At 31.3% G+C, this 19272-nt stretch carries 16 protein-coding genes; 15 read left to right on the forward strand and 1 reads right to left on the reverse strand.

The annotated features are described in order from the left end of the window. Nucleotides 1–157 precede the first annotated feature (157 nt). The 5 genes from F1592_RS12555 (at nucleotide 158) to F1592_RS12575 (ending at nucleotide 5402) form a co-directional block, all read left to right on the forward strand. The gene (locus tag F1592_RS12555) at nucleotides 158–1567 is read left to right on the forward strand and encodes a Cys-Gly-3M3SH dipeptidase (protein WP_149809582.1); all 1410 of its coding nucleotides are present in this window, start codon (nucleotides 158–160) and stop codon (nucleotides 1565–1567) included. 3 nt (nucleotides 1568–1570) lie between these two features. Then, on the forward strand, nucleotides 1571–2419 hold the full coding sequence (gene dat, locus F1592_RS12560) for a D-amino-acid transaminase (RefSeq protein WP_053041509.1): 849 nt from the start codon (nucleotides 1571–1573) through the stop codon (nucleotides 2417–2419). A 455-nt stretch (nucleotides 2420–2874) separates the two neighbouring features. Next, on the forward strand, nucleotides 2875–3666 hold the full coding sequence (locus F1592_RS12565) for a phosphotransferase family protein (protein WP_037536899.1): 792 nt from the start codon (nucleotides 2875–2877) through the stop codon (nucleotides 3664–3666). Between the two features lie 14 nt (nucleotides 3667–3680). Next, nucleotides 3681–4331, forward strand: coding sequence for a tRNA (guanosine(46)-N7)-methyltransferase TrmB (trmB, locus tag F1592_RS12570; RefSeq protein WP_037536897.1), 651 nt, complete (start codon nucleotides 3681–3683; stop codon nucleotides 4329–4331). Between the two features lie 246 nt (nucleotides 4332–4577). Continuing rightward, on the forward strand, nucleotides 4578–5402 hold the full coding sequence (locus tag F1592_RS12575) for a YtnP family quorum-quenching lactonase (protein WP_053016761.1): 825 nt from the start codon (nucleotides 4578–4580) through the stop codon (nucleotides 5400–5402). 117 nt (nucleotides 5403–5519) lie between these two features. Here the strand turns inward: F1592_RS12575 and F1592_RS12580 are convergent, their stop codons facing one another. After that, nucleotides 5520–5837 carry a hypothetical protein gene (locus tag F1592_RS12580; protein WP_053016760.1) on the reverse strand — a complete coding sequence of 106 codons (318 nt, stop codon included), beginning with the start codon at nucleotides 5835–5837 and terminating at the stop codon, nucleotides 5520–5522. 86 nt (nucleotides 5838–5923) lie between these two features. Here F1592_RS12580 and F1592_RS12585 point away from each other — a divergent pair, with 86 nt between their 5' ends. The 10 genes from F1592_RS12585 to ccpA all read left to right on the forward strand — a co-directional run bounded on the left by F1592_RS12585 (nucleotide 5924) and on the right by ccpA (nucleotide 19101). Continuing rightward, on the forward strand, nucleotides 5924–6997 hold the full coding sequence (locus F1592_RS12585) for a M42 family metallopeptidase (protein WP_053016759.1): 1074 nt from the start codon (nucleotides 5924–5926) through the stop codon (nucleotides 6995–6997). A 12-nt stretch (nucleotides 6998–7009) separates the two neighbouring features. Continuing rightward, the gene (locus F1592_RS12590) at nucleotides 7010–7321 is read left to right on the forward strand and encodes a thioredoxin family protein (protein WP_053016758.1); all 312 of its coding nucleotides are present in this window, start codon (nucleotides 7010–7012) and stop codon (nucleotides 7319–7321) included. Between the two features lie 111 nt (nucleotides 7322–7432). Then, nucleotides 7433–8290 carry a DUF1444 domain-containing protein gene (locus F1592_RS12595; RefSeq protein ID WP_033080129.1) on the forward strand — a complete coding sequence of 286 codons (858 nt, stop codon included), beginning with the start codon at nucleotides 7433–7435 and terminating at the stop codon, nucleotides 8288–8290. A gap of 21 nt (nucleotides 8291–8311) precedes the next feature. Next, a complete protein-coding gene (gene ytpR / locus F1592_RS12600; protein WP_037536888.1) occupies nucleotides 8312–8908 on the forward strand; it encodes a YtpR family tRNA-binding protein in 597 nt (198 codons plus the stop codon). A 410-nt stretch (nucleotides 8909–9318) separates the two neighbouring features. Continuing rightward, complete coding sequence (locus tag F1592_RS12605) at nucleotides 9319–12834, forward strand: DNA translocase FtsK (protein ID WP_483316232.1); 3516 nt, start codon at nucleotides 9319–9321, stop codon at nucleotides 12832–12834. 20 nt (nucleotides 12835–12854) lie between these two features. Next, nucleotides 12855–14168: a UDP-N-acetylmuramate--L-alanine ligase gene (murC, locus tag F1592_RS12610; protein ID WP_011275483.1), complete on the forward strand. Its 1314-nt coding sequence runs from the start codon at nucleotides 12855–12857 to the stop codon at nucleotides 14166–14168. An 81-nt stretch (nucleotides 14169–14249) separates the two neighbouring features. Continuing rightward, the gene (locus F1592_RS12615) at nucleotides 14250–14756 is read left to right on the forward strand and encodes a DUF948 domain-containing protein (RefSeq protein WP_011275484.1); all 507 of its coding nucleotides are present in this window, start codon (nucleotides 14250–14252) and stop codon (nucleotides 14754–14756) included. A gap of 71 nt (nucleotides 14757–14827) precedes the next feature. Beyond that, nucleotides 14828–16414, forward strand: a complete 1587-nt coding sequence (locus F1592_RS12620; protein WP_053016755.1) for a hypothetical protein — start codon at nucleotides 14828–14830, stop codon at nucleotides 16412–16414. Between the two features lie 282 nt (nucleotides 16415–16696). Continuing rightward, a complete protein-coding gene (locus F1592_RS12625; RefSeq protein ID WP_037536884.1) occupies nucleotides 16697–17788 on the forward strand; it encodes a bifunctional 3-deoxy-7-phosphoheptulonate synthase/chorismate mutase in 1092 nt (363 codons plus the stop codon). Between the two features lie 320 nt (nucleotides 17789–18108). Continuing rightward, on the forward strand, nucleotides 18109–19101 hold the full coding sequence (gene ccpA, locus F1592_RS12630; protein ID WP_053016754.1) for a catabolite control protein A: 993 nt from the start codon (nucleotides 18109–18111) through the stop codon (nucleotides 19099–19101). Nucleotides 19102–19272: the final 171 nt, after the last annotated feature.

Below are 19272 nucleotides of genomic sequence, written 5' to 3' on the forward strand. Positions count from 1 at the left end.
TAAATATAACTCCATAAAAGGGTGTCAAATGTATAAACTCAATATAGTTAATAATATTTTATATAAAATCTATAAATATTCTGACATCTTACTGTAATTTATCGCCATAGTTATGTAAAATAATATGTATATCTATTGAAAAGGAAGTTGATCTCGAATGTGGAAAGAAAAAGTTCAAGAATATGAAGGTCAAATTATCGATGATTTGAAAGGTCTGCTTTCAATTGAGAGTGTCAGAGATGATTCAAAAGCATCTGATGAAACTCCAGTTGGTCCTGGACCACGACAAGCACTCGATTATATGTACGAAATTGCACAAAGAGATGGTTTTTCTACCCATGATGTAGATCACATTGCAGGCAGAATTGAAGCGGGCAAGGGTGACGATGTATTAGGCGTTTTATGCCACGTTGATGTTGTACCCGCCGGGGATGGTTGGGATTCAGACCCATTTAACCCAGTTGTAACTGATGATGCAATTATTGCTAGAGGTACGTTAGATGATAAAGGCCCTACAATAGCTGCTTATTATGCAGTTAAAATTTTAAATGATATGAAAGTTGATTGGAAGAAACGCATTCATATCATTATAGGTACGGATGAAGAATCCGATTGGAAATGTACTGAAAGATATTTCCAAACTGAAGAAATGCCTACATTAGGATTTGCACCGGATGCAGAATTTCCAGCTATTCATGGTGAAAAAGGTATAACAACTTTCGATTTAGTCCAAAATAGCACTTCTGAAGATCAAGATGAACCAGATTATGAATTAATATCGTTTGAATCTGGACAACGTTATAATATGGTGCCAGATCATGCACAAGCTAGAGTATTTGTAAAAGAAAATATGACAGACGTTGTACAACATTTTGAACACTACTTAGACCAACATAAATTACAGGGTGAGAGTGTTGTTGATAGTGGTGAGTTAGTTTTAACGCTAGAAGGTAAAGCTGTTCATGGTATGGACCCTTCATTAGGAGTTAATGCCGGTTTATATTTATTAGATTTCTTATCAACTTTAAATTTAAATCAAACGGCAAGAGAGTTTGTAGACTTTAGTACTCGTTATCTTCATGAATCACACTTTGGTGAGAAAATGGGTATGAAATTCCATACAGACGTCATGGGTGATGTAACAACAAATGTTGGTATAATTTCTTACGATAACAAACAAGGTGGACGTTTTGGCATAAACTTACGCTATCCTCAAAAATTTGAGTTTGAAGAAGCAATACAACGATTTACAAAAGAAATTAAAGCATATGGATTTGACCTTGAATTAGGAAAAGTTCAACAACCTCATTTTGTAGACAAAAATGATCCATTTGTACAAAAATTAGTTAAGGCTTATAGAAATCAAACTGGTGATATGTCTGAACCATATACAATAGGTGGGGGAACATATGCTAGAAATCTTGATAAAGGTGTAGCGTTTGGGGCTATGTTTGAAGATTCAGAGGATTTAATGCATCAAAAGAATGAGTATATTACTAAAAAACAATTGTTCAACGCGACAAGTATCTATTTAGAAGCAATTTATTCACTATGTGTGGAGGGATAATCTATGACAAAAGTTTTTATTAACGGCGAATTTATCGACCAAAATGAAGCTAAAGTATCTTATGAAGACCGTGGTTATGTATTTGGTGATGGGATTTATGAATACATTAGAGCATATGATGGGAAATTATTTACAGTAACAGAACATTTTGAACGATTTATTAGAAGTGCAAGCGAAATTCAATTAGATTTAGGCTATACTGTCGAAGAATTAATAGATGTAGTTAGAGAATTATTAAAGGTAAATAATATTCAAAATGGTGGTATCTATATTCAAGCTACGCGTGGTGTAGCACCAAGAAATCACTCGTTCCCAACTCCAGAAGTAAAGCCGGTTATTATGGCATTTGCTAAAAGTTATGACCGTCCATATGATGATTTAGAAAATGGTATTAATGCAGCTACTGTTGAAGATATTAGATGGTTACGTTGTGATATTAAAAGTTTAAACCTTCTAGGAAATGTACTTGCAAAGGAATATGCGGTTAAATACAATGCTGGTGAAGCAATTCAACATAGAGGAGAAATTGTTACAGAAGGCGCTTCTAGTAACGTATATGCGATTAAAGATGGTGCTATTTATACGCATCCCGTTAATAATTACATTTTAAATGGTATTACTCGTAAGGTTATTAAATGGATTTCTGAAGATGAAGATATTCCTTTTAAAGAAGAAACATTCACTGTTGAATTCTTAAAAAATGCCGATGAAGTCATTGTTTCTAGTACATCTGCTGAAGTGACACCAGTTGTTAAGATTGATGGTGAACAAGTTGGTGACGGTAAGGTAGGTCCTGTGACTCGTCAATTACAAGAAGGCTTTAATAAATATATTGAATCTAGAAGTAGTTAATTCATTAAAATAATTAAATTGAAGAGCGTACTAATTCTTAAAAGATAGAATTTTAGTACGTTCTTTTTTATTTTTCAGTGTAAATAAATTAAATGAATTAAATTAAAAATACTCAGTTTAAAGATATGAAAATGTGTTATAATGAAACCTAAAGATTGAATCGAATTTTAGCAAGTATCGACTAGTAAAATGTATCTTTTTGTTTCTCATTTTCAGTTGAAAAAGAAGGCTAAAAATTATAAAATCAACATTGAGTGATAAAAGAGACGTATTTATTTAAATAAGTGTTAGGGGACAATAACATATTATTTAAAATTATGACTTATATGTAAAAACATAACTATTTTGAAATATATAATCTATTTTCCAACAAATGATTATAATAAATTAGAATATATGGCTCTTGAAAACTATATTTCTCGAGCCATTTTCTAATTGAAAGTGAGGTGAACGAGTTGGAGCAGTTTTATCAATTAGGGTGGACACTTGATTCTGCAGGTGGCGCTTCAGGTGAAGCATACATGGCTGAACAAGATGGACAAAAGCTATTTTTAAAGCGTAATTCTAATCCATTTATAGCAGCGCTTTCAGCTGAGGGGATTGTACCTAAATTAGTTTGGACTAAACGTATTGAAACAGGTGAAGTAGTTACAGCACAACATTGGAAAAATGGCCGAGAATTAGAACCTGATGAAATGTATCAATCACGAGTTGCTGCATTATTAAAAAAGATTCATGGTTCAAAACCTTTACTCAATATGCTTAAACGAATGGAAATGGAACCAATCACACCTAATATTATGTTAAAAAAGATTAATGCTTCATTATCAAGAGAAGTATTAACACATCATATTATTCGTAAATCATTAACATATTTAGAAGAACACATACCTAACCTAGATTCTCGCTTTTTTACTGTTGTACACGGTGATGTGAATCATAATAATTGGTTATTATCTGATAGGGATGAGTTGTTCTTAGTAGATTGGGAAGGTGCAATGATTGCTGATCCTGCAATTGATATTGGAATGCTGCTTTATAACTACGTTCCCGAAAAAAACTGGTCAGACTGGTTTAAAACTTACGGTGTAGAAGAGAGTATTGAATTAAATAAGCGTATGAAATGGTATACGGTAATTCAATCAATTGGAATGGTTCAGTGGTATGAAGAACAGAAAAGATTTAAAGATATGAATAATTGGTTGAAATTCTTAAATGAGGTTATGAATAGTAATTTATTTATCTAAGGGAGAATTCGTGTATGAGAGTTCGCTATAAACCATGGGCGGAAGATTATTTAAAAGAACATCCTAATTTAGTTGATATGGATGGGTCGCATGCTGGAAAAATGTCAGAGTGGTTTGATAAAGAGCAACCGATTTATATAGAAATTGGATCTGGTATGGGGCAATTTATAACAACACTAGCTTCTAAATTCCCAGAAATAAATTTTGTTTCTATGGAACGTGAGAAAAGTGTAATGTATAAAGTGTTGGATAAAGTGAAGGAACTAAACCTGACAAATTTAAAGATGATATGTAATGATGCTATAGAATTAAATGAGTATTTTAATGATGGTGAAGTCTCTCGAATCTATTTAAATTTCTCAGATCCTTGGCCAAAGAAAAGGCATGCTAAACGTCGATTGACATATCATACTTTTTTAGCTTTATATCAACAAATTTTAAAAGAAGATGGAGAAATTCATTTTAAAACGGATAATAGAGGTTTATTCGCTTTCAGTTTAGAAAGTATGTCGCAATATGGGATGTACTTTACGAAGTTAAATCTAAATCTACATGACGAAGATGATGAAGATAATATTTTGACAGAGTATGAAAAGAAATTTTCTGAAAAAGGTTCTAGAATTTATCGTATGGAAGCGAAATTTCATAAATCTATTAAACATTAGTTAATAAAATTTCAATAATAAGTACTATTGAAATAATATGTTACAAATATTAAATTAGTGATAGAAAAGTGAAGTTAACACCAATAAAATTTACTCAGTTCTAATCACCCTACAGGAGTGGTACAATGATTCATTATGAATGATGTACCACTCCTGTTTATTTATTTTTAAAGTGGATATTGTATTGTAAGTTAGATTGATATCTGAACACTTGATAGATAAAAAGACAAATGGAAGGTGTTTAATATGAAATTAGGCGCATTTAACATCAATTATTTAAATGGTGGTATGACGCAAATGGATGGTGGGGCCATATTTGGAGTAGTTCCTAAACCATTATGGACTAAACGATATGCTGTTAATGAGAAAAACCAAGTTCCAAATTTAACTTACCCAATTTTAATTCAAACAGGGGATAAAAATATTTTGATTGATGCTGGAATTGGTAATCATAAATTAACTGATAAACAACTCAAAAATTATGGTGTCACGTATGAAAGTCAAATACATGATGAACTAGAAAAATTAAATTTAAATGTTGAAGATATAGATATGGTACTTATGTCCCACATGCATTTTGATCATGCCACAGGTCTAACAGATGTTGACGGCAACTCAATTTTTTCGAAAGCTACTCATTTTGTGCAACAAGACGAGTGGCATGAATTTACAAGCCCTAACATCCGTAGTAAGGCAACTTATTGGGAAATCAATAGAGGTACTTATGAAAATAAATTAATACTTTTTGATAAAGAGGTTGAAGTTTATCCAGGCATTCATATGAAGCATGTGGGTGGTCATAGTTATGGACAATCAATTATTACGATTGAAAGTGAAGGAGAGAGAGCTGTCCATATGTCTGATATTATGCCTACGAATGCACATATTAATCCATTATGGGTTATGGCATATGACGATTATCCAATGCAATCCATTCGAGAAAAAGAAAGATTAATTCCATATTACATTCATCAAGATTATTGGTTCTTGTATTATCATGATAATGTATTCTTCGCGGCTCAGTATGAACTTGATGGCAAAACAATCAAGCAGTCAATTAAGCGTTTATGATTGACTAGTGAAATGTTGGATTTAGGCTTGCTTTAATAATAGAAATTACATGTAAAGTAAAAAATGGTAAGAGGAGTGGGCATATTTTAATTCCAACTCCTCTTACCATTTACTTTATTATAATTCTAAAATATTAATGATTTCTCCTGATTTTGCATCCGCATAAAATATATATTCAACTTGCTGATTATTCTTACTTTGAGTTATGCCACCTTGAAAGATTAATCTGTTTGGATATAAATTGTCATCTACATACGGCTCATGAAGAATAAATGAGCCTTTAATATTCATAAAGTAAGATTTGGCTTCTTTCAGAACATTACTAGGATCTTGGATTTTATTCTTTTCACTAAGAAAATAGATAAATATAATAGTAGCAATACTTGTAAGTAAAGCAACTGAAATTGAGATGTATTTGTAAGTTTGACGTGTCATAATCTTTACCTCTCTATTAATAGTTCTTATCATTAGTGTACCATATTCAAAATGATATAATACATTTAAGGAGTGTGTTAGTTAAGATGGACAAGAAAAAAACTTTAGAGCGAATTAAAGCTTTAACTGAATTACATGGTGCGCCAGGTTTTGAAGAAGACGTACGAAATTATATGAAAAAAGAAATGGCACCATATGTTGATGAATTTATTGTAAATCATATGGGTGGTTTCTATGGAGTCAAAAAATCTAAAAAAGCTAACGCCAAGAGGGTAATGATAGCTGCACATATGGATGAGATTGGATTTATGATTACAAATATAACAACAAATGGTATGTTACAGTTTACCAATCTTGGAGGAGTAGCAAATGATATATGGCAGGGTCAACGCCTTCAAGTTAAAAATAGAAAAGGAGACATTATTGTAGGGATTGTTTCTAATATACCTAAACACTTTAGAACTGGAAATGAAGCGGTACCTGAAATCAAAGATTTATTGTTAGATATAGGTGCAAGTTCTGATAAAGAAGTAAGGGAATTAGGTATTGAAATAGGAGATACAATAGTTCCAAATACTGAATTGACGCAGTTATCTGAATATCGATATAGTGCTAAAGCATGGGATAATCGATATGGTTGTGTCATTGCAATTGAAATACTAGAATTGTTGAGTGATGTAGAATTGGATGTCGATTTATATGTTGGTGCTAACGTTCAAGAAGAAGTAGGATTACGTGGTGCTAAGCCAGCTGCTGAATTAATTCAGCCTGACGTTGCTTTGGTTGTAGATTGTTCACCAGCGAATGATATTAAAGGTGTAAACCAATTATCAGGTGAATTAGGTGGTGGAACATTAATCCGTATTAAAGACGGCACTATGATTCTACAACCAGAATTTAGAGATTATCTAATTAAGTTAGCAGAAGACAATCATATTAAATATCAATACTACATATCTCCAGGCGGTACAGATGGTGGAGAAATACACAAAGCTAATATTGGTATTCCAACTGCAGTAATTGGTGTTTGTGCTAGATATATTCATAGTACGAATGCAGTTTTTGATATTAGAGATTACTATTCTGCTAGACAACTACTTGAACAAGTTATAATAAATTTAAATATAGAACAAATTAACAAATTACAATTCCAAGATTAAGGAGTAGATTAAATGATAAAATTAGAATCTGAATCTCAATTTAATTCACTTAAGAAAGAAAACACAGTATTTGAATTTACAGCAGGATGGTGTCCTGATTGTCGTATCATCGAACCTGATTTACCTCGATTAGAAGAGAAGTATAAACAATTTAATTTTGTTTCAGTTGATAGAGATGAATTTATAGATTTAGCTATTGAAAATGATATTATGGGTATCCCAAGCTTTTTAGTGTATAAAAATGATGAATTAGTAGGTAGTTATATTGGAAAAGAACGAAAATCTATAGAACAAATTGATGAATTCTTGAGTAAATATGTTTAATTTAAAAGTAATTTAAAAAATAGTAGAATTTAAACTCTAACTTATTTTTTCTGTAATTGACTACAAATTTATTGTAAAATAGCATAAGGTGCGAATATAGGAGTGTTAAACATGAATGTTTTTCAAATAAGAGATAAATTAAAACAACGTTTAGCGCATCTAAATGTTGATTTTAAATTTGATCGTGAAGAGGAAACATTACGTATATATAGACAAGACAATTATAAAGGTGTAACAATCAAGTTAAACGCTATTGTCGCTAAATATGAAGTCCAAAAAGAGAAAATAATAGATGAAATTGTTTATTATGTCGAAGAAGCAATCGCTCAAATGGATGATGAAAGCATTGAAAAAATGACTAACATCCAGATTATGCCTGTCATACGTGCTACAAGCTTTGATAAAAAAACAAAAGAAGGTCATCGTTTTATCATTGAAAAGCATACAGCTGAAACCAATATTTATTACGCACTTGATTTAGGTAAATCTTACCGACTAATTGATGAAAGTATGTTGGAGTCACTTGGTTTAACTGAACAACAAGTTAAAGAAATGTCATTATTCAACATACGTAAACTCAAAAATGAATATAAAACAGATGAAGTTAAAGGAAACATTTTCTATTTTGTAAATTCAAATGATGGGTACGATGCTAGTCGTATCTTGAATACGAAATTTTTAGATGATATCTATCAACAGTGTGAAGGTGAAATGTTAGTAGCTGTTCCACATCAAGATGTCTTAGTTATTGCTGATATACGTAATAAAACTGGTTATGATGTAATGGCTCATTTGACAATGGAATTCTTCACTAAGGGATTAGTTCCAATCACATCATTATCATTTGGTTATGAAAAAGGACATTTTGAACCTATATTCATTTTGGGTAAAAATAATAAACAAAAGCGAGATCCAAATGTTATTCAACGATTAGAAGCAAATCGTAAAAGATTTAATAATAAGAAATAATTGATATAGAGGAGATTTCAAATGAATTTATTTTACAATAAAGATGGAGTAGGAGATGTAGCTTTTCTACAAATAGAACCTACTGATGGACCGTTTGAATATAAAAAACAAGGCGATATTGTTGAAATTAGTAAGGAAGGAACAATAGTCGGTTTCAATATATTTGAATTTTCAAGATATAACAAAATAAGTGGAAACGGACATATTAAATTAACTTCTGAACTAGTGGATGCGCTTCAGAAAGCCATAAATAAATCAGGATTAGACTATCAATTAAATGCAGATCTATCTCCTAAGTTTGTAGTTGGATATGTTGAAACTAAAGAAAAACACCCAGATGCTGATAAATTAAGTGTTTTAAAAGTAAATGTTGGTAATGAGCATTTACAAATCGTATGTGGTGCACCAAATGTTGAGGCAGGCCAAAAGGTGGTTGTCGCAAAAGTAGGAGCAGTAATGCCAAGTGGTATGGTTATTAAAGATGCTGAATTACGTGGTGTAGCTTCTAGTGGAATGATTTGTTCTATGAAAGAATTAAATTTACCAAATGCACCTCAAGAAAAAGGTATAATGGTATTAAGTAATGACTATGAAATTGGTCAAGCATTTTTCGATTAATATAGGAAGGAAGTGAATATATGAGTTGGTTTGATGATTTATTTAGTAATAAAGAGAATTCTGATGAAGAATTGCTCAGACGCAAAAGTAAACGTCGCAATGGCGATCTAACTCAAAATAAAGATGATTCATTACTTCCTGAAAACAACGATATATATGATCGTCCAAGAGGTAAGTTTCGTTTCCCTATCGATGTGGGTCAAGACGAGAATTATGAAGAAGCAATTTATCGTGACAGTAATGATGATATTGATAGTTATAGACCACATTCTAGTAATGACCATAGTTCATATGATTCATTTGATTACGATGGTCATACAAATCAATCTAATAATTATGCTAAGTATGATAGTTCAGAAGATTCAAGAAGACGACGTAGAAGAAATCATATAAATCAAGATGATACTGGTATACCTTCTATTAAATCAAGAAGTCCTAAGTCATCAAATAAATATACTGATACACGTGAGTCACAACGCTTTAACAAACTTCAAAACAATTACTCTAGTACCAATGTTTCAAATTATTCAAAAGCTAATTCTAATCACCAATCTAGAGTTAAGTTACAATCAGAAAGATTTAAATCAAATTATCATTTAAGTTCTGAACCTACATATCACCGTTCAAGTTTTAAAACATCGGAAGTACCATCTGCTATTTTTGGAACTAAAAAGCGTAGACCCATCGAAAACGGTGTAATACCACCTGTTAAAGATGATGAAGATTCAAAAGAGTCTACAACAAAATATAGTTCAAGCACAGTTGAACATGTTCCCCATGAAAGTAATCATGGTATAGCTGACAATTCAAATAAGGAAGATACTAAACGTTCCTCACAATTAGACTCATCAAATAACAATGAAAATGAATCAACTATAGAATCAAGTTCTAATACCTCTAATAATAATGAGCGTACTCCAAATTATTCAAAACGTGATAACACGGTGAATATTGAAAATATTTATGCATCTCAGATTGTAGAGGAAATTAGAAAAGAAAGAGAGCGTAAAGTTCAACAAAAGCGTAAATTTAAAGAAGCCTTACAAAATAAACGACAACAAACTGATGAAGAGGATAGTATACAAAGAGCAATCGATGAAATGTATGCTAAGCAAGCAGAACAATATACTGGTGAAAGTTCACTTAATCTAGGTGACAATGTAAGCAACAAATCGAATGAAGATGAAATCGATGAAAGCAAGCATAGTTATTATAGTAAGGACAAATCATTAGCTGATGAGCATAATGGGCTAGTTCAATATCAAAATGATGAACAAACAAATAGTGATAAAGTTGATAATCAAACAGAAGTTACAAATGAATCTCATGAACCCTACAATTATGAAGAAATTGATTTAAATAAAGTTTCTAGCGTCCAACAAGTTAGTCAGGATGATGTACAAGTTAAAGATGTATCAGTAGATCAATCAGAAGATCAATCATCAAAAATTAACAATAATAAAGTGGAAAGTTATTCAAATGAAAAATTTGATGAATACTTAGAGGACACCAATAGTCATGAAGATATGCTTCATAATGATGATTTACATGATCAAGTCATGGATGATGGTGAAAATGAAGGTATTAGTAATAAAACAACTGCTGATTACAATGATGAAAAAATAGACGATGCTAATTATAGAGAGATTAATGAATCAGAATCACTTATGCAAGATAAAGCCAATGATTTATCATTTAATGAAGAAGTGAATAACTCTGAAGATCAACAAAATTCATCTGAAAATAATATCAATAATGCTGTTCGTAATGCTGTTTCTTCAGATATAGAATACGCAACTAATGAAGACGAAGAAAATGATGAAAGATTGGCACAAGATACGAATAAAGAAGATCAAAAGTTATCACAAACAGAAGATATACAAAATGAGTCATTTAATAACGAAGATGTATTATTAACGTCTAATACAACAGATGATTCAGAACATCTTAAAAAAGATAGTTTAAGTGAAGATAACAAACCTGAACAATCATTTAATAAAACTAATAAAGCACCTCAAAAAATGTCAATCAAGCCTGGTAGTAAACCATTTAATGTTGTAATGACACCTTCTGATAAGAAGCGTATAATGGATGCTAAAAAAAATTCAGTTTCAAGAAACAAAGTTAATGTGCCTGAATTAAAACCTGAAACAAAAAAAGAAGCACAAGATGATGAAATGAATGCAGAATTCGACAATCATTTAAATAAGACACAATTAAATTCTGACGAATCATCTGATTTTAATGTGGCATCTCTTGAATACAATGAAAGTTCCGAACATTCAGTTGAAAAAGACAATATTATTAATGACGAAAACACAAGAGAAAATGAACATCAAGATGTTGATAATAGTCTAAACAATGATATACCTAAAGGAAATCAATTTAGTAAAGTTCAAAATTCAAATAATCAAAATGATAATAAACTAGATATTAATGAGTTTGTTTCTAAAGAGGGTTATTCCGAAGATTCTTCAACAAAGAATCATAAAGATGGAAATGACGCTAATCATAAGGCTCCTATAAGAAGAGGACCTAATATTAAGCTACCAAGCCTTGATCTATTAGAAGATCATGAAGAACATGAAATAGATGAATCATGGATTGAAGAGAAAAAACAAGAATTAAATGACGCTTTTTATTATTTTAATGTACCTGCTGAAGTTCAAAATGTTACAGAAGGACCAAGTGTGACTCGTTTTGAATTGGCGGTAGAAAAGGGTGTCAAAGTTTCAAGAATTACAGCTTTACAAGATGATATTAAAATGGCTTTAGCTGCTAAAGATATTCGAATTGAAGCACCAATTCCTGGAACAAGTTTAGTTGGTATTGAAGTACCGAATTTAAATCCTACGAAAGTCAATTTAAAATCTATTTTAGAGAGCCCTAAATTTAAAAATGCCGAGTCTAAATTAACAGTAGCAATGGGTAATCGAATCAATAATGAGCCATTATTGATGGACATAGCTAAAACACCTCACGCATTAATTGCAGGGGCGACTGGTTCAGGTAAATCTGTGTGTATCAATAGTATTTTAATGTCATTACTTTATAAAAATCATCCTGAAGAATTAAGATTATTACTTATTGACCCTAAAATGGTAGAACTTGCACCATATAACGATTTACCACATTTAGTTTCACCAGTTATTACTGATGTAAAGGCAGCTACACAAAGTTTAAAATGGGCAGTAGATGAAATGGAAAAACGTTACAAATTATTTGCGCAATTCCACGTAAGAAATATTACTGCTTTCAATAAAAAAGCACCATATGAGCAAAGAATGCCAAAAATTGTTATTGTTATTGATGAGTTAGCTGATTTAATGATGATGGCACCTCAAGAAGTAGAACAATCAATTGCTCGAATAGCTCAAAAGGCTCGTGCATGCGGTATACACATGTTAGTTGCAACACAACGACCTTCTGTGAATGTCATTACTGGTTTAATAAAAGCTAACATACCTACACGTATTGCATTTATGGTATCTTCAAGCGTTGACTCAAGAACGATTTTAGATAGTGGCGGTGCAGAACGTTTGTTAGGATATGGGGATATGCTTTATTTAGGTAGCGGAATGAATAAACCAATTCGTGTCCAAGGTACTTTTGTTTCGGATGATGAGATTGATGATGTAGTTGATTTCATTAAAGATCAAAGAGAACCTGACTATTTATTCGAAGAAAAGGAATTACTAAAAAAGAATCAAACACAAGCTCAAGATGAATTATTTGATGATGTGTGTGAATTTATGGTTAAAGAAGGACATATATCTACTTCATTAATTCAAAGACATTTCCAAATTGGTTATAACCGTGCAGCTCGAATTGTAGATCAACTTGAACAATTAGATTATATTTCAGGTGCAAACGGTTCTAAACCTAGAGATGTATTTATAACTGAAGCAGACTTAAAGAAAGATTAATTTAAAGGAGTTTTATGTATATGACGCATTATCATTTTGTTGGTATTAAAGGCGCTGGAATGAGTTCGTTAGCACAGATCATGCATGATCTTGGTCATGAAGTGCAAGGGTCTGATATTGAAAAATATGTATTTACAGAAGTAGCATTGAAAAATAAAGGAATTAAAATACTACCATTCAATGCAGATAATATTAAAGAAGGGATGGTAGTAATACAAGGTAATGCGTTTCCAGATACTCATGAAGAAATTGTTAAAGCGCATGATTTAAAATTAGATGTTATTCGCTATCATGACTTCTTAGGTCACGTAATTGATCAATATACATCTGTTGCAGTTACAGGTGCTCACGGAAAAACGTCAACAACCGGTTTACTATCACATGTTATGAATGGTGATAAAAAAACATCATTCTTGATCGGTGATGGAACTGGTATGGGATTACCTGCGAGCGATTATTTTGCATTTGAAGCATGTGAATATCGTCGACATTTCCTAAGTTATCATCCAGATTATGCAATTATGACAAATATTGACTTTGATCATCCTGATTACTTCAAAGATATTGATGATGTAGCAAGTGCTTTCCAAAGCATGGCGCACAATGTCAAAAAAGCAATTATTGCTTGGGGTGACGACGACCATCTAAGACAACTTAAAGCTGATGTTCCAATTTATTACTATGGTTTAAATAAAAATGATGATATCTACGCAGATAACATTCAAATCACGGATAAAGGCACTCAATTTGATGTTTATGTTAATGGTGAATATTATGATCAATTTTTATCACCTCAGTACGGTGATCATAATATCCAAAATGCATTAGCTGTTATCGCAATTAGTTACCTAGAAAAGATGGACGTTAACAACATTAAAGAGGCATTAGAAACATTTGGTGGTGTAAAACGTCGCTTTAATGAAACAAATGTTGCTAATCAAGTATTAGTAGACGATTATGCTCACCATCCTAGAGAAATTAGTGCTACAATTGAAACAGCACGTAAAAAATATCCAAATAAAGATATTGTGGCAGTTTTCCAACCACATACTTTCTCAAGAACACAAGCCTTCTTAGATGAATTTGCAACATCATTAAGTAAAGCGGACCATGTTTATTTATGTGAAATATTTGGTTCCATTCGTGAAAATACTGGCGATTTAACGATTCAAGATTTGATAAATCGTATTGACGGATCTGCGCTTATCGAAGAAAATAATATTGACGTATTAGATCAATTTGATAATGCAGTCATCTTATTCATGGGTGCTGGTGACATTCAAAAGTTACAACGTGCTTATGAAGAACATGTCGGCATGACAAATGAATTTTAATATGTTTATATATAATTATGTTGGGTATTTATAATTAATAGCTTTTATTTAAAAGTAAATGGTAATTAGGAGGCGTTTTTAATGGATTGGATTTTACCAATTGCTGGAATTATCGCTGCGATTGCATTCTTAGTATTATGTATTGGAATCGTTGTTGTTTTAATTTCAGTTAAAAAGAATTTAGATCACGTTGCTAAAACACTTGATGGTGTTGAAGGCCAAGTTCAAGGTATTACTCGTGAAACAACTGATTTACTTCACAAAGCTAATCGCTTAACTGAAGATATTCAAGGAAAAGTTGAACGTTTAAACTCTGTTGTCGATGGTGTTAAAGGCATCGGTGATTCAGTACAAAACTTAAATGGTTCAGTTGATCGTGTAACTAACTCAATTACACATAATATTTCTCAAAATGAAGATAAAATTTCTCAAGTAGTTCAATGGTCAAATGTTGCAATGGAAATTGCTGACAAATGGCAAAATAGACACTACCGTAGAGGAAGTGCAAACTACAGAAACACATCTGTAGGTAATGATGCAAATCATTCTAACGAAAATTACACTACTAACGTTGAGAAAAACTTTTAATATGATTCAATCAAATGCACTTAAATGAGGTTTTTACTTATTTAAGTGCTTTTCTTATAGGAGGAGTTAATATGAGTAAGAAATATAATCGTGACGCATTTGAAACTACAAATTCTGGTAATGATTTACACGGAAAAGGTGCTAATCAACAAGACAACACATCACAATCAAATGCAACAAAGCATTATGACAGAGATTCATTCGTAACATCCAATACAGGTAGTGATTTGCATGGACAAGGTGCTAATCAACAAGATAGTGCAGCACAATCAAATGCGACAAAACATTACAACAGAGATGAATTTGAAAAAAATAATTTTGGTCATGATTTACATGATAATGGACCAAACCAAAAAAATGGTAAATCTAGACAAGGTTTAAATACAGAACATTATAATAGAGACGAGTTTGTGACTAACAACACTGGTAAAGATTTACACGGTCAAGGTGAAAATCAAAATTCTAATAATTATGATGTCTCAAATTCTCAATATAGTCACAACAAGTTCAGTTCTCATCCTTCACGTAAGGACTTTGTAATTAGTTTTATTACAGGTGCTTTAATCGGTTCAGCTGTAGGTTTATTTTATAAAAATAAAGCTGAAGAAAAAATTGATGGTGCGAAGACTAAAGAAAAAGAATTGAGAAATCGTTACCAAAATATTAAGCAACAAACTGAAAGTAACATCGAAAATGTTAAACAAAAAATTGATGACTTTAAAAACAGAGACAATTCAGAAGTTAGCAATGATGAACTTGTAGCTCAACAAAATGCAATCAAAGCTGAAACGTCGAATAATTTAGCAGATCAATCACCACAAGCGCAAGAAATACAAGAAGCTAAAGCTGAAGCTAAAAAAGATTCAAAATCGAAAGAAATTAGTGCTACAGAATTAGCTGCACAACAAAATGCAATCAAAGCTGAAACGTCGAATAATTTAGCAGATCAATCACCACAAGCACAAGAAATACAAGAAGCTAAAGCTGATGAAATTCAGAATTTAAGAAATAATGAAGATAATAGTGCTGAAGAAATTGTAGCTCAACAAAACGCAATTAAAGCTGAAACGTCAGATGATTTATCAGACAAGTCACCACAAGCGCAAGAAATACAAGAAGCTAAAGCTGAAACAGAGAAAGAAGAAGAAAATGAACCTAAAGAGGTTAGTGCAACTGAATTAACAGCACAACAAAATGCAGTAAAAGTTGAATCATCAAATAATAATTTATCAGATCCTTCAATTAAGGATGATGCTAGCCATAATAAACATGTTACTGCGAAAAATCTAGCATCAGTTGCTAAAACAAAAAAAAGTAAATTAGATAATGACTCAAACGTAGCCAATAAAACAAAAACTTTATTAGAAGAGCCTTCTGTTGCTAAATCAATTGGTAATAAAACTGTACCTAATTTAGTAACAAAAAATGATAATACCTTTAACAAAGATGAAGACCAAGTTAAAAATAATCAAGCTCACGCTACTTCTAAATTTGAAAATGGTGTTATCACACACGATACAAAATCAAACAATGAAAAATCAACAGGGAATAGTAAGCAATCACAAAATGAACCAAAAGCTAAAAATAAAACACCTAAACAACAACAAAGAGCTGAAAAAGCTAAAAGTAAAATAGATAAACGTACTTTTAATGATTAATGAAACTTTAACTTATTAATTAAGTTAATATTCATTCACTAAATGGAGTGGATTCAGAAATCTATATATATTAGATTTTTGATTCGCTCCATTTTTTATATCGAAAACGATTGATTAAACATTTCACAATAATAATTAGACAATTCATAAATTTTAGAAAATTTTTGGACTTCTAAGGTTGAACTATTATTTTTAAATTGTTAGAATATTATCTATCTAATATTATTTTATCGCTTTAAAGTAATATAATTGATTAAGTAACTTTTATTGAGGTGAGTAGTAATGTCAACGAAATTAGAACAATACAGAGAAGAAATTGTTTCGATTAATAATCAAATTTTAGAATTATTATCTAAACGTGGTGAGTTAGCTCAAAAGATTGGTGAAGAAAAAATAAAACAAGGCACAAAAGTTTATGATCCACAGCGCGAAAAGGAAATGATTAATGAATTAATGGATCGTAACCAAGGCCCTTTTAATGATAATGTTATTAAGCAATTATTCAAAGAAATCTTCAAAGCGTCAACTGACTTGCAAAAATCTGAGAATGAAAAACATCTTTATGTATCACGTAAATTAAAACCTGAAGATACAATTGTTAAATTTGACAACGGTGGCATTATTGGCGATGGGAATAAATCATTTGTATTTGGACCATGTTCTGTAGAATCTCAAGAACAGGTAGATGCAGTCGCAAAAGATTTGCAAGCTAGGGGAGAGAAATTTATTCGTGGTGGCGCATTTAAACCACGTACATCACCTTATGATTTCCAAGGTTTAGGTGTTGAAGGCCTTAAAATTTTGAAAAATGTTAAAGATAAATTCGGTCTTAATGTTGTTAGTGAAATTGTAAATCCTGCTGATTTTGAAGTTGCTGATGAATACCTAGATGTATTTCAAATTGGCGCGCGTAACATGCAAAACTTTGAATTACTGAAAGAAGCTGGCAGAACTAATAAACCTATCCTATTAAAAAGAGGATTGTCTGCGACTATTGAGGAATTTACCTTTGCAGCCGAATATATTGCTTCACAAGGAAATAAAAATATTATCCTGTGTGAACGTGGTATCCGTACTTATGAAAAAGCAACGCGTAATACTCTAGATATATCTGCTGTTCCAATTTTAAAACAAGGAACGCATTTACCTGTAATGGTAGATGTAACGCATAGCACAGGACGCAAAGATATTATGTTACCAACTGCAAAAGCTGCTTTAGCTGTTGGTGCAGATGGTGTAATGGCAGAAGTTCATCCAGACCCATCTGTTGCACTAAGTGATAGTGGTCAACAAATGGATTTAAATGAATTTGATCAATTTTACAATGAATTGAAACCATTAGCTGAATTATATAATTCAAAAAAATTAAAATAATAAGTTCACCTAATTAGATAATTGAAATACATGAGCTATTCGTTTTACTGAATTATAAGTATGTTTTATAATACTAATTCTGGTAATAATGAATAGCTCTTTAAATTTTCAAACTTTAGCTATTCAATTTATTAATCAATGATTTCATTTTTATTTAATAATATGGCAAATCACTCTTTTGTAATAAAAATAATATAAAATTTGACATAAATGTGAAATTATTAACAATAGGTTTGAATGAAAGCGATTTTGTGGTAAACTTTGAAAATGAAATGAAAACACGTTATAATAACAAATAAAACGCTTACAAGGAGGAAATTATGACAGTAACTATATATGATGTTGCTAGAGAGGCCCGAGTATCTATGGCAACCGTTTCACGAGTAGTGAATGGTAATCAAAATGTTAAACCTGAAACTAGAAAAAAAGTTAATGAAGTAATCAAAAGATTAAATTATCGACCAAACGCTGTTGCAAGAGGACTAGCTAGTAAACGAACAACAACAGTAGGCGTTATCATTCCTGATATATCCAATATCTATTATTCTCAATTAGCTCGTGGTATTGAGGATATAGCAACAATGTATAAATATCATTCTATAATTTCTAACTCAGATAATGATTCTGAAAAAGAAAAAGAAATATTTAATAATTTATTAAGTAAACAAGTGGATGGTATTATCTTTTTAGGTGGAACGATTTCTGATGAAATTAAAGATTTAATTAATCAATCATCTGTTCCAGTCGTCGTATCAGGTACGAATGGAAAAGATGACAATATCGCTTCTGTTAATATCGATTTCAAAACTGCAGCAATGGAAATTACTGAGCAACTAATTCAATCAGGTGCTAAAGAATTTGCATTAGTAAGTGGTGATTACTCTAAAAAAGCTCAAGAAGATGTATTTAATGGTCTTAAAGAAGTAGTGGATCGTCATCAATTAAAATTAAATGAAACTGTGCAATTCTCTGGATCTGAAAGTTATAAAGACGGTATTAAAGTATTCGAGGATTTAAAAGAGAATTTACCTGATGCTATTTTATCAATAAGTGATGAACAGGCAATAGGTATTATGCATAGTGCATTAGATGCTGGTATTAGAGTACCAGAAGATTTACAAATTGTTAGCTTCAACAATACACGATTAGTAGAGATGGTAAGACCAAAACTATCTAGTGTTATTCAACCATTATATGATATCGGTGCTGTAGGCATGCGTTTATTAACAAAATATATGAACGAAGAAGAAATTGAAGAACCTAATGTTATTTTACCTCACCGTATTGAGTATAGAGGTACAACCAAAGACTAGTAGTAAAAAAATAATTTATTATTAATAGTTGCAATTTCAACACATACCAACTGACAAATGTAGAAGTTATGTTAAAACTCTCCAGTTATAGTTGTTTAAATGGAGCGGTATGATGATTTTAAAGTTAAATCATCATACCGCTCCCTTAGTGTGTATACCAATGAACAATTA

This window comes from Staphylococcus sp. GDX7P312P (assembly GCF_008385775.1).
GTDB lineage: Bacteria > Bacillota > Bacilli > Staphylococcales > Staphylococcaceae > Staphylococcus > Staphylococcus haemolyticus.